14 protein-coding genes are annotated in these 17,156 nt (G+C 50.3%); 5 read left to right on the top strand and 9 right to left on the bottom strand.

Annotated features, from left to right (window positions below; all coding sequences use genetic code 11):
* Positions 1–34: 34 nt before the first annotated feature.
* Entirely contained in the window at positions 35–238 is a 204-nt protein-coding gene (locus BUB59_RS03435; protein ID WP_073225638.1) for a hypothetical protein, read from the top strand.
* A 106-nt stretch (positions 239–344) separates the two neighbouring features.
* On the opposite strand, the gene BUB59_RS03430 is transcribed toward BUB59_RS03435, so the two are convergent.
* Together BUB59_RS03430 and BUB59_RS03425 are read right to left on the bottom strand one after the other, a co-directional pair.
* Positions 345–3,125: a glycosyltransferase family protein gene (locus BUB59_RS03430; RefSeq protein ID WP_234979917.1), complete on the bottom strand. Its 2,781-nt coding sequence runs from the start codon at positions 3,123–3,125 to the stop codon at positions 345–347.
* Positions 3,126–3,157: 32 nt separating this feature from the next.
* Complete coding sequence (locus BUB59_RS03425; RefSeq protein ID WP_234979916.1) at positions 3,158–4,108, bottom strand: ArsR/SmtB family transcription factor; 951 nt, start codon at positions 4,106–4,108, stop codon at positions 3,158–3,160.
* Positions 4,109–4,163: 55 nt separating this feature from the next.
* On the opposite strand from BUB59_RS03425, the gene BUB59_RS03420 reads away from it, so the two are divergent.
* Both BUB59_RS03420 and BUB59_RS03415 read left to right on the top strand, forming a co-directional pair.
* Positions 4,164–4,952 (top strand): phosphatase PAP2 family protein, encoded by a 789-nt coding sequence (locus BUB59_RS03420; RefSeq protein ID WP_073225636.1) that lies wholly within the window; start codon positions 4,164–4,166, stop codon positions 4,950–4,952.
* Positions 4,953–5,060: 108 nt separating this feature from the next.
* Positions 5,061–5,777, top strand: coding sequence for an FISUMP domain-containing protein (locus tag BUB59_RS03415; protein ID WP_073225634.1), 717 nt, complete (start codon positions 5,061–5,063; stop codon positions 5,775–5,777).
* Between the two features lie 118 nt (positions 5,778–5,895).
* Here the strand turns inward: BUB59_RS03415 and BUB59_RS03410 are convergent, their stop codons facing one another.
* The 4 genes from BUB59_RS03410 to BUB59_RS03395 are packed head-to-tail and all read right to left on the bottom strand — an operon-like array spanning position 5,896 to position 9,391.
* Positions 5,896–6,876, bottom strand: a complete 981-nt coding sequence (locus BUB59_RS03410; protein ID WP_073225633.1) for a hypothetical protein — start codon at positions 6,874–6,876, stop codon at positions 5,896–5,898.
* Between the two features lie 15 nt (positions 6,877–6,891).
* Positions 6,892–7,662, bottom strand: a complete 771-nt coding sequence (locus BUB59_RS03405) for a metal ABC transporter ATP-binding protein (RefSeq protein ID WP_073225632.1) — start codon at positions 7,660–7,662, stop codon at positions 6,892–6,894.
* Positions 7,663–7,667: 5 nt separating this feature from the next.
* Positions 7,668–8,594 (bottom strand): metal ABC transporter solute-binding protein, Zn/Mn family, encoded by a 927-nt coding sequence (locus tag BUB59_RS03400; protein WP_073225631.1) that lies wholly within the window; start codon positions 8,592–8,594, stop codon positions 7,668–7,670.
* Positions 8,594–9,391, bottom strand: a complete 798-nt coding sequence (locus BUB59_RS03395; RefSeq protein ID WP_073225630.1) for an HAD-IIA family hydrolase — start codon at positions 9,389–9,391, stop codon at positions 8,594–8,596. Before BUB59_RS03395 ends, BUB59_RS03400 begins: the two co-directional genes overlap by 1 nt.
* A gap of 140 nt (positions 9,392–9,531) precedes the next feature.
* Here BUB59_RS03395 and BUB59_RS03390 point away from each other — a divergent pair, with 140 nt between their 5' ends.
* On the top strand, positions 9,532–10,242 hold the full coding sequence (locus tag BUB59_RS03390) for an RsmE family RNA methyltransferase (protein WP_073225629.1): 711 nt from the start codon (positions 9,532–9,534) through the stop codon (positions 10,240–10,242).
* Positions 10,243–10,317: 75 nt separating this feature from the next.
* Positions 10,318–12,012, top strand: a complete 1,695-nt coding sequence (locus tag BUB59_RS03385) for an HD domain-containing phosphohydrolase (protein WP_073225628.1) — start codon at positions 10,318–10,320, stop codon at positions 12,010–12,012.
* Between the two features lie 268 nt (positions 12,013–12,280).
* Here BUB59_RS03385 and purT read toward each other — a convergent pair whose 3' ends face one another.
* From purT to ftsZ, 3 genes are all read right to left on the bottom strand, one after another.
* A complete protein-coding gene (gene purT / locus BUB59_RS03380) occupies positions 12,281–13,465 on the bottom strand; it encodes a formate-dependent phosphoribosylglycinamide formyltransferase (protein ID WP_073225627.1) in 1,185 nt (394 codons plus the stop codon).
* Positions 13,466–13,553: 88 nt separating this feature from the next.
* Positions 13,554–15,179 (bottom strand): hypothetical protein, encoded by a 1,626-nt coding sequence (locus tag BUB59_RS03375; RefSeq protein WP_234979915.1) that lies wholly within the window; start codon positions 15,177–15,179, stop codon positions 13,554–13,556.
* A 299-nt stretch (positions 15,180–15,478) separates the two neighbouring features.
* Positions 15,479–17,131 carry a cell division protein FtsZ gene (gene ftsZ / locus BUB59_RS03370; RefSeq protein WP_073225625.1) on the bottom strand — a complete coding sequence of 551 codons (1,653 nt, stop codon included), beginning with the start codon at positions 17,129–17,131 and terminating at the stop codon, positions 15,479–15,481.
* Positions 17,132–17,156: the final 25 nt, after the last annotated feature.

Below are 17,156 nucleotides of genomic sequence, written 5' to 3'. Positions count from 1 at the left end.
ACCAAAACACAGGCTTTTTTTTATCTTATGGCCTATGACAAGACTACTTCTCTATATCCTCCCCGGATTCCTCCTGGACGTTCTGCTCCTTCTCGCCCATATGTTTCTGGTATCCGAAGCAGTTCAGGCAGCCGGCTGGTATAACGTACTCCTCCCCCTGATCCAGATTTTGGCCATCGTCATCCCCTGCGTCATCTACTACATCAAGATGCCCCCCGGACAGGACACTCGTCCCTAACCCCGTCCAAACTCTACGCTAGAGTTTTTTTGAACATGAAAAAGGCAAGAGGAAAACCTCTTGCCTTTAAGCTTTTAAGCAGGCTTTTTCAGCCCCATATCGCAGGTTATTTCTTGCGGCGTACCACAGCCACAACGCAAAGCACAATGAGAATTGCACCAGCGGCGAAGGATACGTAAACCAGCTTGTGGAAGGGAACGCTGCGATATTCCATACGGACCTGAGACTTGCCCTGAGGAATTTCAATTGCACGGAGAGTTCCAAAAGCCTTGTACACCTTCACTTCATTACCGTTGACGTAAGCCTTCCAGTAGGGATGGTAGTTACCAGCAACCACCATAAAGCCAGGACGATCTGCTTCTACTTCAAAGACCTGGGTATCCATCTTGGGACGTTCTACAAGACGAGCCTTACCCTGGATAGGACCAGCAGAAGCTACGCTACCCTTGTAGTCATTAGCGGGGGCTTCAGACAGGATAACCTTTTCGCGATAGAAGAACTTACCGTCTTCGTCTGCGTACTTGGATTTCGCTTCGGCTGGCTCAGCGACCTTTTCTGCGGTGACCTTTGCAGAATCTGCGGCAACCTTGGCCGAATCAGACACTTCAGCAGATTCGGCGACCTTAGGTTCTTCGGTCATTTCCGCACGAATTGCGCCCTGAGTCTTCAATGTATTGATGGCATCCTCATCGTTCATGACCACCGCTTCACCAAAGAGGTAAGCTTCGCCCATGTAAGTCATGTTGGGGAACATGGAGGTACCACGCTGAGTATCGAAGAAGATCACACCTACGTTCATCAGATCCAGGAAAGGATGTGCTGCGTTAGGTTCATTGATGTTCAGCAAGTAATTGGAGTTCTGCTGGCCACCACGGAAAGCACGATAGCTGGCCAGTTCGTTATCGTGAATGCCATCTGCATTACGCAGGTTATACTGCGGGAAGGAATTTGCGCCCAAGGACTTACTGTTGGACAGAGAAAGCACACGAGGCGTATTGAGGGAATCCGCCTTGAAGTAGCCCTTATAGGCGGTTACCAACTGATTGTCAGGCTGCAAGTATTCCTGAGCAGGAACATTCTGGATAAAGGCTCCATCAATCACGAACAGTTCAATACCAGCTACAGCAGCAAGAACTACAACCTTGGCAAGAGAACTCATCTTGCTCTTGGTCACGAACAGAGCTGCTGCAATCACTACAAGAACCAGGATAAAGCCCGGCACCACCTTGCCAGCGGTTGCCTCCATGACAGCTTCGTTCAGAGGTTTAAAGTACGGAGCAGTCACAGCATCTTCCAGCAGTTTCTGACCGCTCATCAGCATCACACCAATGTAAGCCGCAGCCAGGAAAAGCGCAGCCTGAATCACGCGGCTAGTACCCGGAAGCTTTGCACTGTAGGCAGCCATCAGGTTATTAACCGTAAGAGTTTTCTTCTGGTCGTCCAAGCTCATGACACCCAGGCAAAGAACCGCATAGGCAATCATCACCACAAGTCCTACAGGGCCGATAAATGCAGTCCAGGCAAAGCGGGCAATCAAGACGATCAACAGGAGAACGCCATACATTGCAGTACCGTGCATCAAGGCGCGACGGTCATCATCAGCGGAACGTCCACCTTCAGCAACTTCAGAATTGTCAGCAGTCAAAGCCTTCAGCACAGGACCAGCCATCATAACCAGCAGAAGCGGCAACCAGAACAAGGCCATACCCGGAGCACGGAAATTCTTGACACCAGGCAGAACATTATACCACAGCTTGAACAAGGGAGAATGATCGCCCATACCGTAGCTGAGGGCAACGACAGCGCCTACGCCCCAGAAGGCTGCATAACGACGCTTGCCCGGCAGGAACAGGCAGAGGAAACCCAGGAAGGTAAGAAGTGCGCCCGCGTTATTATGATCCAGTTTGAAGCTGTTGTGGCCCCAGTAGAAAGGAGAGCCTCCGCCCATCTTGCGAACTTCGTCCATGGAGAAATTCACGAAGGAACTACCTTCCAGGTCGCCGGATTTTTCATTCTGTTCATAAACATCCACGCCGATAAAGCCCGGCAGGATCATCTGGGCCATTTCTTCCTGATGCAAAGACCAGCTCACTGCATGGCCGTAATTGGTATGGCTATCGTCACCGCGAACAGACTGTGTGGTGGTATACAGATAGGGCGGCACAATCTGGAAGCAGGAAAGAGCAAGGCCAAAAGCAAGACCCACTGCAGCAAGGCCCAGGCGCTTGCCGCGAGTCTTCAGGGCATCGCAATGGAAGGCCACTTCATAAAGAGTATAAAGGCCGGCGCCCCACAGGAACAAGTAAGTCAACTGCAGGTGAGAGCCAAGAATCATCCAGGCAACGCTCAAGGCAAGAAGCACCATGTAGGGAATGCTTCCCGTGCGGACCACCTTACGAATACAGAGCAGGGCCAGCGGGGCAATGGCAAAGACCATCATCTTGCCATCGTGACCGCCATAGAGATAAGTAAAGAATTCCGGAGCGAAGGCGTAGAGAAGGCCCAGGAGAGCGCCCCACCACTTGTTTTTCGTCAGGTGCCAGCCCAGAGCAAATGCACTCATGAAGGCTACCCACAGAGTCAGGATAAACTTAAATCCCACAGCTCTTGCAGGATCCATCAAGAACTGGGTCCATACCAGCGGGTGATACACATCGGCAAACAGAGCATCGATGGTAGGAACTCCACCTAGACGGCTGTCGTCCCATTCCGTCACCAGGGCGCTTTCCGCACGAAGGATTCGGCTACCGATACCATTCAACTGGTCGGAATTCAGCATCAGCTGGTTAGAATCAAAAGCGAAGTCGCGGAATACAATCAGCAAGATCGCAAAGAAGATGGCAGCAATTGCCACAAAGAAGGCTGGCTTTTTTTCAAAGAGTTTCATAAAGTCTATTCCAATTCCTCAAGAAAATTCTGTTACGCGTTTTTCGTCAAGATCATGCAAATCACAGGAAGCTTCTTATCCACTTCATTTTCGCTAGGGATGATTTCACTTTCCATAATGGTACAATTCAATTCCTTCACGAAAAATTCCAGCTGGGATCGATCGAAGCCCAGCCAGATATGGCCATGGGTCGTACGGAAAGATTCTTCCTTGTGTTGAGCCAGGTCCAAAAGGGCCAAAGTCCCGTTAGGCTTCAGGATACGAACCGCTTCCTGCAGGGCATGGCGCGGGTCCATAGCATGATGGAGAACCTGACTCATCAGGACAAGATCAGCAAAATCATCAGGAAGGCCCGTATTGACCATGTCCGCCACCTTGGGCTGAACATTCTGGATACCTTTCTGCTTTAAAATCTTCTGAAGACCGCTAACCACCTTGGGATTGCAGTCCAGGGATGTCACATGTTTGCAGCGGTTTGCAAGCATCAGGGACAAGTCGCCCCCTTCACCGCACCCCACATCCACGGCATTGTCAAACTGAACCATCAGCTTACTGAAAAGGCTGATCTGAGCCTTTAGGCTTCCGCCGGCCTGATCCAGTTTATGAATCTGACCCTTAGTCTTGTCGCTACGGTCTTCCAGCACCTGGGCGGCACGGCATTTCAGAATATCCTTGTCCGACAGATCTTCATAAGCCTCACGAATCATGGACAGCATGCGATCACTCAAATAAAGTTCCTCGCTTAGGCGGTAATAAGCCTTGATACCGTCACGACGATCCTTCAGCAAGTTACAGGAAGAAAGCTTTGCCAGATGGCGGCTGGCGTTACTCTGGTGAATATCCAGAATATCCTTAATCTCGTTAACCGTAAATTCAGCCTGATCCAAAAGCAAGAGGATCTTCAGACGCATCTCGTCTGAAATTGCCCCAAACAAATCCATGTTGGGAACAATGGGCTCGCGGTTATTATTCGTTTTCGCCATAAAAACAACCTAAGGTCTTTTTTTTGACAATATAATTTTTTTAGCTTAGGCCCATATGAAGATCAGGCTCATCCTCCCCCTGCTAGCTCTAGCATTCTCCCTTTCGGGAGCTCGCGAGGAATACAGCCTCAGTTATTCCAACGACATTCCCCTAACAACCATGGCCCTGCTTACCAGCGGGTTCGGCAGCTATCTCTATAGCCAGATGGAAATCCCCGACCATGTGATGGACAAAGGGAATCTTTTGCCCTGGGACCGTAAATTTGCAGGTCGATACAGCGAATCCGCGGATCTGGCCAGCGATATTGGGGTGGTTTTTGCAGTCGCCCCCCTCGCCGTAGGTGGTTTAGCCCTGTATTCCAAGGACTCCGACTGGCAAGAATTCGGTACTTTCAGCCTTATGTTAGTCCAAGCCGCACTATTCCAATCTGGAATAAATCTAGCCCTTAGATCTTTAGAAATTTGGCCAAGACCGTACGTATATGCAGAGAGCGGAAAGGGGAAAAAGGCCGCCGAAAATGCAAAGGGCGAAGCCTACGGAAGCTTCTTTTCGGGACACGCATCTGCCGCATTTACAGTTGCAGTTTTCACCTCCGAATGGTTCGCTCAAACACACCCGAACTCAGTAAATACGGGGGTTGTACGGGCATTGGCCTTTTCTTTGGCGGGGCTTGAAAGCGCCCTTCGGATTGCCGCAGGAAAGCATTATCCCTCTGACGCATTGGCTGGAGCGCTGGTTGGAACCGCGGTGAGTTACGGAATTCTTGCCATGCATAAAAAGCGGAACGAAAAGTTTTCTTTCTGGGTAGGGCCCGGCATGACCGGGGTCACATTTTCCCTTTGAAAACTTTTTGTAACATCCAACTTGAAATAATCCGGTATATATTCTTCAATGTAAGCGCAGAGCACTGGCTTATCAGAGCTCGCAAGGTGCGCTTTTATGGAATTAAGGATGGCTGTTATGCATGGATTAATCACTACTCTCGTCAAGTGTTCCGGACGTGTACTGAGCGTTCTCGCTGTGTCCGCACTTTGTACAACCGCTTTTGCTGCAGGCCCCAAGATGGGCGCTCACCGCATGGTGAAGACTAACAAGCAAAAGACTCACATGGTCAAGACTCACGAAGTGAAGATGACCGCAGATAGCGAAGTTCTATCTGAAGAAGAAATTTTCAACCGTATTCTCCAACAGAAGAATATTTCCGCAGACGGTAAGGTTCTTACCGATTCTCGTGACGGCAAGAAGTATGGCATCGAAATCCGTGGCGACAAGGCCTGGATGAAGAAGAATCTTGCATTTAGCATTTCCAACCCGAACCAGTGCCTCATGGAAAGCGAAGAATACTGCCAGAAGTATGGTCGCTTCTACAGCCACAACGAAGCCAAGCAGGCTTGCCCCGCTGGCTGGCACCTCCCCGATGATGGAGAATGGCGCGATTTCCAGAAGGATCAGTCCAAGGTTGACTGGAAGAACCTGGGTCAGGGCGGCTGCAAGGAATGGGGCGGCTATTGCGAAAGCAATACCTCCGGTCACTACTGGTCTGCAACCTCTGTAGAAAAGGGCACCGGTCGTTCCTGGGAATTCCGCAGCGTTGCAAAGAACATCAACCGCACCGACGAAACCCGCACCAAGGGTCTCTACGTCCGTTGCGTTGCTGACCTTCGCTAGGTAGGGCGCTTTAGCGCTCCCATACGAATCTCTCTCATACTACTACTCTCCTCCTAAAAAACACAAAAGACTCCGTCTTGTCTGGACGGAGTCTTTTTCTGTGTAAAACCAGCGCGGTTTATTTCAAGCCAGAGAGGATTACATCAACTGCCGCTGATGTCATTTCCTTAGCCAGATCTTCATCGCTTGCGGTAGACTTCTTGAGGGTCGTCCTGTCGGCCTTTACCTTCTTCACAAGCTCCGTAATGCAATCGTAGCTATACTCGATGGAGCGGTCATAATCCTCAAATGCAAAGGACTTGTCCGTATTGCGGTTCAGCTTATACTCATCATAGGCATCCTGACAATCGCTTTCCTTATTGGCATATCGAAGGCTGAACTTGATGAGGCATGTCTTGTTCAAGTAGTTCAGGGAAATCTTACCACTGGAAGCTTTCAACATATTCACCTTAATGCCAACGTCGCCATCATGCATGCTCAGTTCATCGCAATCAGGAACGCGCATGTCCTCGATGATTTCATTTTCATCCAGTTCATACTCATCGTCATCGCTGAACATTTCGTAGAACTTGCCCAGTGCAGTTTCGGCGCCCTTCAAGGAACTATTCTTGTTAAACAGCTGGGTATAGAAGGACTTCATGAAGCAGGAACCATCATACTGGAAAGTCTTCTTCAGGACCCCGGAAGAGAATACCAGCGCGTGATGGATGGAATTCTTATTTTCGTCAGCACGAACCCAGTTTCCGCCGGGGAAAGAAGATCCGTCGTAAACGTAGGCGACTTCACCATCCTCATCATCGTCACGATCTTCACGCACATAGGCGGTAGACTTGGAACGATAAGCGAAGATGGAATCAGGAGTGGAAGTTTCCTTCTTCCACTGCAAATACTTGAGGCCGCCCTCCTTCACTTCCTTACAGACAGGTTCCTTCACAATGAGCAAGGAATCCTTGGACTTGTAACTATAGCTGGACTTGGAAAGGACGATGTCAAAAGGATCCTCTACGTTGAATTCGGGAGATCCGCCCTGATCGCTACAGCCCACAAAGGCGCCACAGGCTGCCAGGGCCAAAGTCATCCACTTAAAATTCTTTTTCATATTTATCCCAAAAATCTAGTGATGGTGGTGATGATGTCCTTCACAGCAGCCCCCGTGGGAGTGATCGTGACTTCCTAAAACGCGATGAGGAATGCCATGGGCGATCAAGTCCACATCACAACCGTAAGTATCTGTAATCATCTGCTGGGTAAGACCGGAGCCTTCGTGATAGTGAACGCTACGGTTGACGCAGACCACGCTCCGGACCTTATGGGAAAGGGCCATCAGGTCGTGAGTGACGATAACGATGGTCATGGTCTTGCTGAATTCTTCCAGCAGGTTGTAAAGGTTTTCCTGGCCGGCGGCGTCAATGTTGTTGCTAGGTTCATCCAGAAATAGAATGCGGGGATTACAAACCAGGGAACGGGCAATCAAAACTCGCTGGCGTTCGCCACCGCTCAGTTCGCCCAGACGGCGATCCAGAAAGCCCTCCAGATGAACTTTAGAAAGGGCCGCGATCACCTCGGGGGATTTTGCCTTCAAGCCGATTTTACCAAGTGCGACGCACTCGCCAACCGTAATGGGGAATTCCAGATTGCGGCTGGTGTTCTGGGGGACATAGCCTACAGCCACCTTCTTGGTAGGAACCTTTTCCCCAAAAAGTCGAACGTCACCTTCTGCAGGGGACAGAAGCCCCACAATCAATTTCATGAGGGTGGACTTACCGCCCCCATTAGGGCCAATAATTGCAACGAAGTCGTTCTCCTCGATTTCAAGGTTTACCTTGTCGAGGATTTTGGACTTGCCATAAGAGAAGGACAGGTTGTTGACTTCAATTGCGTTCATAGATTTTATTGACTAATGGATTTTAAAAGTGCACGGATATTGCCTTCGTAATCGTAAGCCAGGGGATCCGTATCCAGAATCTTTGCGTTCAGTTCTTTTGCGATGGTGGCAGCAGCACGCTTGCTAAACTGGGGCTGGACGAAAACAATATGGACATTGTTGGCCTTACCGGTCTTTATCAGGTTTGCCAGGTCACGAGGTTTCGGTTCCTTGCCGGCCACTTCCACCGTAAGCTGTTTCATGCCGTAATCTCGGGCGAAGTAGCCATAAGCCGGATGGAAGACGATAAAGGTGCGGCCATTGGCGGGAAGCTTTTTGACGGTCTGGCGCAGCTCCACGTCCAACTTTTTCAGGCGGAAGATCAAGTCATTGGCGCGCTTGCGGTAAAGGTCCTTATGGGCGGCGTCCAGAGACATGAGAGCTTCGCAGACATTTTCTGCAATCTGCATCATCTGGACGGGAGATGTCCACAGGTGGGGATCCAACTCATCCTCATCTTTTTCGCCCTCGGGATGATGTTCCTCGCCTTCGTGATGATGATGTTCATCTTCTTCCATCCAGGAAATTCCTTGAGAGAGGGAAATGACATTCACGTTCTTGTTCACGCCCTTGAAACGAGGCAACCAGGCGGCATCCATACCGGATCCGTCACTGAAGTAAACTGTAGCCTTGGCGAATTCCTTGAGGGAAGCGGGCTTAGGTTCAAATGTATGGGGGCCAGAACCTGCGGGAACCATGGAGACCACGTTCACCTGCTCTCCACCGATTTCATGAACCACACTGGAATATGGCTGGAGAGAAACAGCTACCGTCAGGTCTGCTGCAAGGGACGGCAGAGCCAAGCAGAAAAGCAAGAGTAATACTACTAGGCCCTTCGACTTCGCTACGCTGCGCTCAGGGTGACGGAAGAAAAAACGTTCAAGACGACTCATTAGATTCGTCCCTCGAAGAAACCTTCAAAGTCAATATCGCTGACCATGTCCACCACCACTTCGGGCTTCACATCCAGCTTTTCCAAGTCAGCCAACTTTGTTTCGCCACAAAGAGGCAGAACAAACCGGCAACCGCTACGCTTGGCCAATTCAAAGTCCGTATACAGGCGATCCCCCACGAACAGGATTTCTTCAGGGTCGTACTTCTTCAGAAGTTCCGACAACATCGCTGGATTAGGCTTCCCGAAGCTTCGTTCCGGTTCTACGCCGTAGGCGGTTTTCAGCAAGGCCATAAAGCTGCCGATGTCAGGCACGGGGCCGTTGGCGTCGGGGCAGACAAAATCCGTATGGGTCACCCAGAAAGGAATCTTACGCTGGACTCGGAAGGACAATTCGCAAAGTTCCCGGTAATCAAAGCTGTTGTGATAGGCAATCAGGACCAGTTCCGTTTCCGCAACGCTAGGGCGCAAATTCAGGCTCGGATCCTGTGCGGCAAACCATTCCGTCACTTCGGGATTTGCAAAGAAGAAAACATTCTTGATGCCTTCTTCGTGAATGGCGTTCAGGGAAAGGTAGAGTGCCGAGATGATGGCATCGTCACGAAGAGGAAGGCCCATAACCTTCAGGCGATTCTCGTAAAAGACCGGCGATTTGCTGGTATTGTTACTTAAGTAGTACACGGGAACGTGCTTGGCCACATTGTTTACAGTCTTTACCGCTTTAGGATAAGGACGACCACTCAGGTACAAAGTACCATCCAAGTCAAATACAACAGCTTTTACCGGCTTTCGAGTCATAGTGTAAATTTATAAAAAATGAAAAATGAACGATGAAAGGTGAAAGATGATATACCCCTTTATAGAATGTGCCGCAGGCGCCATTATTAGCATTCTTCATACTCCATTCTTCACATTTCATTTTTACTATCTTGCAGCACATGAAAACTCCTGATAGTCGCTTCTATTGCCCGCTCATTACCGAAGGCGTGATCACGCTGGACGAGAATGAAAGTACCCACGCCGTACGCGTATGCCGTGCCGCCGTAGGTGACGTATTGCAGCTTTCCGATGGTTTAGGACATTTTGCCGACGCCACCATCGTGAAAGCAGACCCCAAGGCATGTGAAGTCCAGGTTGACACGGTCATCACGCCTAGCACGGAACGTCCCAAGGTATCCCTAGGTATCGCCTGCCTGAAGGATGACGCCCTGGAAGAAGTAGTATTCCATGCGGCACAGACAGAAATTGACAGCATTATCTTTCTGCGCACGGACTATTCCCAGGAGCCCAAGAATTCCGACTTGAAAAAGACGGTACGCCGTGCAGAGCTAAAAAGTCTTGTAAGCCTAAAACAATCCAAGAAACCCTGGCTTACCCAAATTGACGGGCCCATAGAATTCAAGGACTGGCTGAAAAGCTACAAGGGTGACTTGGTCCTTTGCGACATGGATGGCGAAAGCGCCCCCTCCCCCGAAACCCTGGCAAATCCCACAACGTTGTTAGTAGGTCCCGAAGGTGGTTTCTCCCCTGCGGAAATCCAGGCCATCAAGGAATTCCAGAACGGCAAGGTTCACCTGATGAAGTTGGGTCCCACAAGACTCCGTGCACGAACCGCAGCCATCATTGCCTTGGGCAAAATCGTGTGCTAAGGCGATCCTCTCCATTCAGTACAAATTTTTTTTCTTATTTTTCCAGTATTCCGATTAGGTGTTTATGAGGTCATTATGATTGTTTCTTACATGGTTGCAGCTCTATTACTTTCTATTGTGAATCTTGGCATTTTGCTAAGAAACAATCCTAGACACACGCAATCAGCCTACGCCACCATGTTCCTCATCATGACAGTAGGTATCTTCGGCCATCTGACGCTGATGCTCTCCACAAATCCTGAAGAAGCGGTCCTCGCAAACAAGATTGCCTACATCGGAGCGATTTTCATTCCCGGTCTTTTCGTTCTAGAAGAATTCAAGCTGTGTGGTTTCAAGATTTCCAGGAGAGCCCTGGCCATCCCCTTTATCATTAATATTGTCATTCTATTGCTGGCCTTGACAACCGGATGGAACGACATCTATTACAAAGGCATGCCCCAGCTCATTACCCATAACGGGATTACAGACATCCAGCCGGAATACGGTCCTGCCCACATTCTTTACAATATCATGCTTGGGACCTACATGCTGGCGGGCTTCATTATTTTCTTCTACGCTCTGTTCAATAAAAAGAACGTATCCTACAAGAACCTCATTTCCATGGTGGCTATTGGCGTTTTCGGAATCGGAACCTTCCTCATCTGTAGAGAACTGGGTTACGACATGCTGGTCATGCCGGCAGTTTACTTGATCATCGAATACGTTCTGCTGACCATCAATCATCGACTGGGCAAATACGACATCCAGAGCACCATTATCGACACCCTGGAATTCCAGAACGAAAATGTCTACCTGTCCGTCACCAAGGATCTTTGCTACATCGGTTGTAATGACATCGCCCTGCATCACTTCCCCACCTTAAAGACATATCGTGTGGACTCCAAGGTTCCGGATGACGAGTTCGGAAACATCCTTCTAAAGCTGATCCAAAAGTTCTCCCCCCAGGAGCTGTGCCTTGTAGACTGCTTCCAGTATGGCAAGAAACATTACAAGGTGGTTCTGAGAAACTTGCATCACGCAGGAAAGGTCTGCGGTTACATGTTCCGTATCGAAGACGACACCAAGATGCAGCGTTACATCAAGCTTCTGGACAAGTACAATAGCGAACTTGCCAATGACGTCCAGACAAAGGACGAGCACATCCAGAACATCCAGGAACAGATGATTGTGGGTATGGCCAATATGGTGGAAAGCCGCGACAGCAATACGGGCGGTCACATCCGCCGTACCAGCCATGTGGTGAAGATTCTCATTAACGAAATGAAGAAAAGTGGGGCCTACACCTCCATGAACGCATTCTTCAACGCAGTCGTCAAGGCAGCTCCCATGCACGACCTGGGTAAGATTGCCGTGGAAGACGCCATCCTGCGTAAGCCCGGTAAGTTTGAAACCAGCGAATTTGAAGTGATGAAGACTCACTCCGAAAAGGGTGCAGTTATCGTTGAAAACCTGCTGAAGGATGTGGAATCAGAACAGCTGGTCAACATCGCAAGAAACGTGGCCCACTACCATCACGAACGTTGGGACGGCTCCGGCTATCCCGATCATCTCAAGGGAAATGAAATTCCCCTTGAAGCACGTATTATGGCTATTGCAGACGTTTACGACGCACTGGTCAGCCGTCGCTGCTACAAGGAAAAGATGTCCTACTCCGAAGCCTTCGACATCATTACCAGCGCCATGGGAACTCAGTTTGACCCGGCCCTGAAGGTGCCCTTCATCAACTGCCATAAGGAACTGGAAGCCTACTACGAATCCTGCGGGGAATAAATGTTGCAAAGGGGCTACCGCCCCTTGGAACCCCGAAAAAAGAATTGGTCCTCAAAGCAACGCTTTGGGACCATTCTTTTTTATTTGAGTGGAAGCAAGCTTCCTACTCAAAGATTTATTGAAAAAAAGTGATGCCATATCTTAAAGCAATTGAAGAGGCGCTTCAGCGCCCTTCAAACACAAAAGAAAAAGACGGCCAAGTATTCCTACTTGGCCGGCTGAATTCTTTTGTGGGGGGTCCAGGGGGGTGGCAACCCCCCATGCATCTTTATAGAGTAACTTTAACCTTTTCGCGCATTTCCATGACGGTCTTGAGAGCTTCGTCGACGGTGTCGCGGCGAGCCAGAAGAACGCCCAAACGGCGGTGGCCCTTCAGTTCAGGCTTGCCGAACAGACGGAGACCGGTGTCGGGTTCTGCGAGCACTTCTTCCAGGCCGCCGAACTTAACGTGATCGGAGTTGCCGTCCACAACGATTGCCTTGGAGGCGCTGGCGCCGTGGAATGCAATGTTGGGAATGGGCAGGCCCAGAATGGCGCGTGCGTGGAGAGCGAATTCAGAAAGGTCCTGAGAAATCAAGGTCACCATGCCAGTGTCATGAGGTCTGGGGCTCACTTCGCTGAACAGAACTTCGTCCTTGCAGACGAACAGTTCAACACCGAAGATACCGCGGCCACCAAGAGCGTCGGTAACCTTCTTCGCAATTTCCTTGGCCTGTTCCAAGAGTTCCGGCTTCATGGGCTGGGGCTGCCAGGATTCCTGGTAGTCGCCGCCAACCTGATGGTGACCGATGGGAGCGAGGAAGCTGGTGCCAGCAACGTGACGGACGGTGAGCAAGGTGATTTCGTAGTCGAAGGGAACAAAGCCTTCGATAATCACGCGGCTTGCCTTACCGGTGCGGCCTTCGTTCTGGGAAATGTTCCAAGAATTTTCGATATCTGCTTCGGACTTGATGACGCTCTGGCCATGGCCGGAGGAGCTCATCACAGGCTTGATTACGCAAGGAATACCGATTTCCTTGACGCCGGCCTTGAAGTCTTCGAAATTGTCGGCAAACTTGTAGGGGCTAGTCTTAATGCCCAGTTCTTCGGCGGCCAGACGGCGAATGCCTTCGCGGTTCATGGTCAGCTTAGTTGCCTTTGCAGTGGGAATAACAGTGTAACCCTCAGATTCCATCTGGACCAAGGTATCGGTAGCGATTGCTTCCACTTCGGGGACGATGTAGTCGGGCTTTTCAAGTTCGATTACGCGGCGGAGTTCGGCACCGTCCAGCATGTTAATCACATGGGAACGGTGAGCCACCTGCATACCAGGAGCATTGGGATAACGGTCCACGGCAACCACTTCTACGCCAAGGCGCATCATTTCGATAATGACTTCCTTGCCCAGTTCACCTGCACCGCAGAAGAGAACCTTAGTTGCACTAGAGCTTAGGGGGGTACCAATTTCAGCCATACATAACTCCTGTTTGAAGATATTACAAAGATAGATAAATAGGGGCTAGGGGCTAGGGACTAGGGGATAGAACTTAAGGAAAGAACTGCTAGAAACGATAGTCCACAGGGTTGAAGATCAGTTTAATGCCCGCACGGACCCATCCATCGGCACCGTCGTTACCGTTAATGTGGTCCAAATTCTCATACACGCGGAAACCACCGCCGGCATAATATTCAAACCAGCTCTTGACCTTTTCACGATACAAAACATCAAAGACGTACTGGGCCTCTTCCACGCCAGAGGTGGAATTCTCGGTAGCCAAAGCCGTATTGTAATCGGAATAAAGTTCCTTGTCTCCCTGACGGAGCCAGGCAAGGCTTAAGTCAACGGAACGATTCTTGTATTTCCAGCTCACATCCAGCCAGATATCTGCAGCGTCGGGTCCGCGACGATAGCCCACCGGATAGTCAACGAAATAAGCATCGGCGTAATCGGAATCATCCTGCTCGCGATAGTTACTGCGATACAGCTTTCGCCCGGTGTACTTCAACAATGGGAGGCGGCTATTGTTGGATGCGGGATCCGTCAAGACCACATCGAAACGTCCCGTAAAGGTTCCGTATTTTGCAGTAGGAATTTCCTGATAGTAGCCCACCAGATAGTTGATGATGGATCGGGAAGTTCCCTTATCGTCATCCTCCCCAACAGGGCTGTTAATGTCTTCCATATTCATCTGGCCGTAGAACTTGCCGCCCTGAATAGGCTTGTAGCCAAATTCCAGGGAGGTTGCCGCAGACGTATAGCCCGTTGCGTAATTATCATGCCAGTACATGAAGGGATTGATGGAACGGAACTCCAGGGACTTGCCCCCAATCATGCTGGTTTCAACCACATAGGCCCAGAACTTATTTGTCTCGATTCCAAAACGATGAAACACCAAATTCTTCACGTTCTCGGAATACGTTCTGTGACGCTGATTGGGAACCATGTGTTCGGAATTCATGATGGTACACTTCTGGGCATATGCCTCGGAGTATTCATCGTACGGGCAACCCGTATCGTGATTGATAATGTCCCCATAAAGCCAGGCGTTCAAGGAACTGAGCAAGAAGTCGTAACGGAAAATTCCAGGATTAAACTTCCAGTGGATTCCATCATGATAAGGAATTCCCCCGATGAACACATCGTTGGGAGAGGTCTTCACATCCGCATCAAATCGACCAATCTGCACATAGCCTACGGGATTGTTCCAGCGGGCATAAGCGTTGTAGGGAACGTTAATATCCAATTCGCTGGGCTTGTAAGTCAGATTGGTTTTCGTCCCGCTCTGATACCAGGCCTCCAGATCTTTCCGCAAAGGCAGTTCCATCAAGAAATGGAAATTCTTGTAACCCGCGCGGAAACTCAAGGTAAAGAAAGGCTCGATGCGATCTTCGTAATTGCGGGCCGTTTCCAGAGGAATCTGAAGTCCACGCCAATTACCGCCAAACCAGTCCGATGTATCCGCCGCGAAATAGGAGGCAGTGGGCCCACCGTTAAAGCCAAAGTTAAAGTCCGTACCCACCTGAACGTATCCCTTATGGGCTGACGAATCCTTCCACAAGGATGAACGCCACTGTTCCACAGAAACCGTGCTATCCACAAAAATCTCAGGCGGAACCACCTCTGCGGCGTACACAGCAGAAATTCCAAGCGCAAGGGATAAAACAAAACGTCCAGGGAAAAAATCCATATTCTGAATGTAGTAAAAAAGCGTACTGCCCGCGCAAAATATGTGAGGAGCAAGCGGCTGATCTTAATCAGCCGTGGCGACGAGAGCGAGCCCTGTCACACGAAACATCCGTACAGTGTGGGCTCGCGGTATAAAAAAGGATTACCCAGGCAGGGAGACCCAGGTAATCCCTTTGTGTTGTGTCGAGTACGCACTCGCGCACTCTTGTGTGTGTGTGTTTCGGCGGAGCGCATCAAGCATACCCCGCTACAAGAGACTTGTAGCAGAATACATTGCCTGACGGCCCATCAATTCTTTAATTAGAAGTTGTCGTTGAAGTTAGAACGGAGGTAAGCCGGGATGGAGTAATCCTGGGTGCTATCCTTGAGGGATTCTTCGACAACCGGCTGGCGTTCCATAGAAGCTTGCTTACGGGTGAAAGCCGGTTCTTCATAACCACCGCAGCCACCGTTATAGCGATCTTCATCAGCAACAGTGGAGAATTCGGAAGTGTCGGAACCACGAGTAATAACTTCTTCAGCAACTGCGGTTGCAGTAGCGTCAAATGCAGGAGATGCGAAAGCAGATGCAACTGCCGGAGCGACAGTAGCGATTGCCGGAGCAACTTCTACAGGACGGGGCTGAGCAACAGCGGCAGCAGGAGCCATACGACGGGTGAACATTTCAGGAGCAACCTGGGGAGCAGCCGGTGCTACAGCGGGAGCAACGGGAGCGACAGCGGCAGGAGCAACAGCAGGTGCTGCGGCAGGAGCTGCGCTAGCCATGGCTTCAGCAAAGAAGTTCACGGAAGTCGGACGGGGAGTAGCCTGCTGAACAGCGGGAGCTGCAGCGGGAACAGCAACGGTGGGCTGAGAAGCGCCGAATACGGGATTCGGAGCAAAGCCAGTCATCTGCATGGTCTGAGCGGCAGTGAAAGAAGGTGCTGCAGGCTGAGCGTTGGAAGTGCCACCGCAACCAGTTGCGATAATGGTGATGCAAACCTTGTCACCCAGTTCCGGAACAGTGATGTCGCCGATGATGATGTTGGGATTGCCTTCTTCACCCACCTTTTCATAAATGTGTTCCATAGCATCGCTATGTTCCAGCAAGGAGTAGTTTTCGCCGTGAGCAACGTTAATGAGAACGCCGGATGCGCCTTCGATGTTGATGTCTTCCAGCAGCGGGGATGCGAGAGCCAGGTCAGCAGCGGCAATACCGCGCTTTTCGCCCTGAGCACAACCGGTACCCATGAGAGCGCTACCGCCCTTCAGCATAACCTTACGGATATCAGCAAAGTCAACATGGACCAGGCCATGATGGAACATGATACCGCAGATGCTCTGCACTGCGTTACCCAGGATTTCGTCAGCCATCTTGAAGGCTTCTTCCATAGTAGCCTTCTGGTTGGAGCTCTGGAGCAGAGTCAAAAGCTTCTTGTTTTCCACAACGATGATGGTGTCAACGCATTCGCGGAGAGCCTTGATACCAGACTGAGCGATAGAAGAACGAGCGTTACCTTCGAAGCGGAACGGCTTGGTCACAACAGCAACAGTCAGGATGCCCATTTCACGGGCGACGTTTGCAACGATAGGAGCTGCACCAGTACCGGTACCACCACCCATACCGGCGGTGACGAACACCATGTCGGCGCCCTTCATAGCTTCCTTCAGTTCTTCAATGTTTTCTTCAACAGCCTTGGAAGCCTTATCCGGATCCATGCCAGCGCCCAGACCCTTGGTGGTCTTTTCACCGATCACGATCTTGTGATCAGCGAGGCTCAGGTCCAAAGCCATAGCGTCAGTATTGACAGCATAGTATTCAACGCCGTCAATGTTCATCTGCTTCATACGGTTCACAGTGTTGCCACCGGCACCACCGACACCGAAAACCTTGACTTTTGCATTACGAGTAGAGGAGTCATCTCCCATGATACGGGACTGAGCCTCAAAGTTGATGTTATCGAATTCACTCATGTTTTAATCTCCCTGATTTATTGAG

It is taken from the genome of Fibrobacter sp. UWEL, from assembly GCF_900142535.1.
Taxonomy (GTDB): Bacteria; Fibrobacterota; Fibrobacteria; order Fibrobacterales; family Fibrobacteraceae; genus Fibrobacter.
This window is presented reverse-complemented; position numbering and strand designations above follow the sequence as displayed.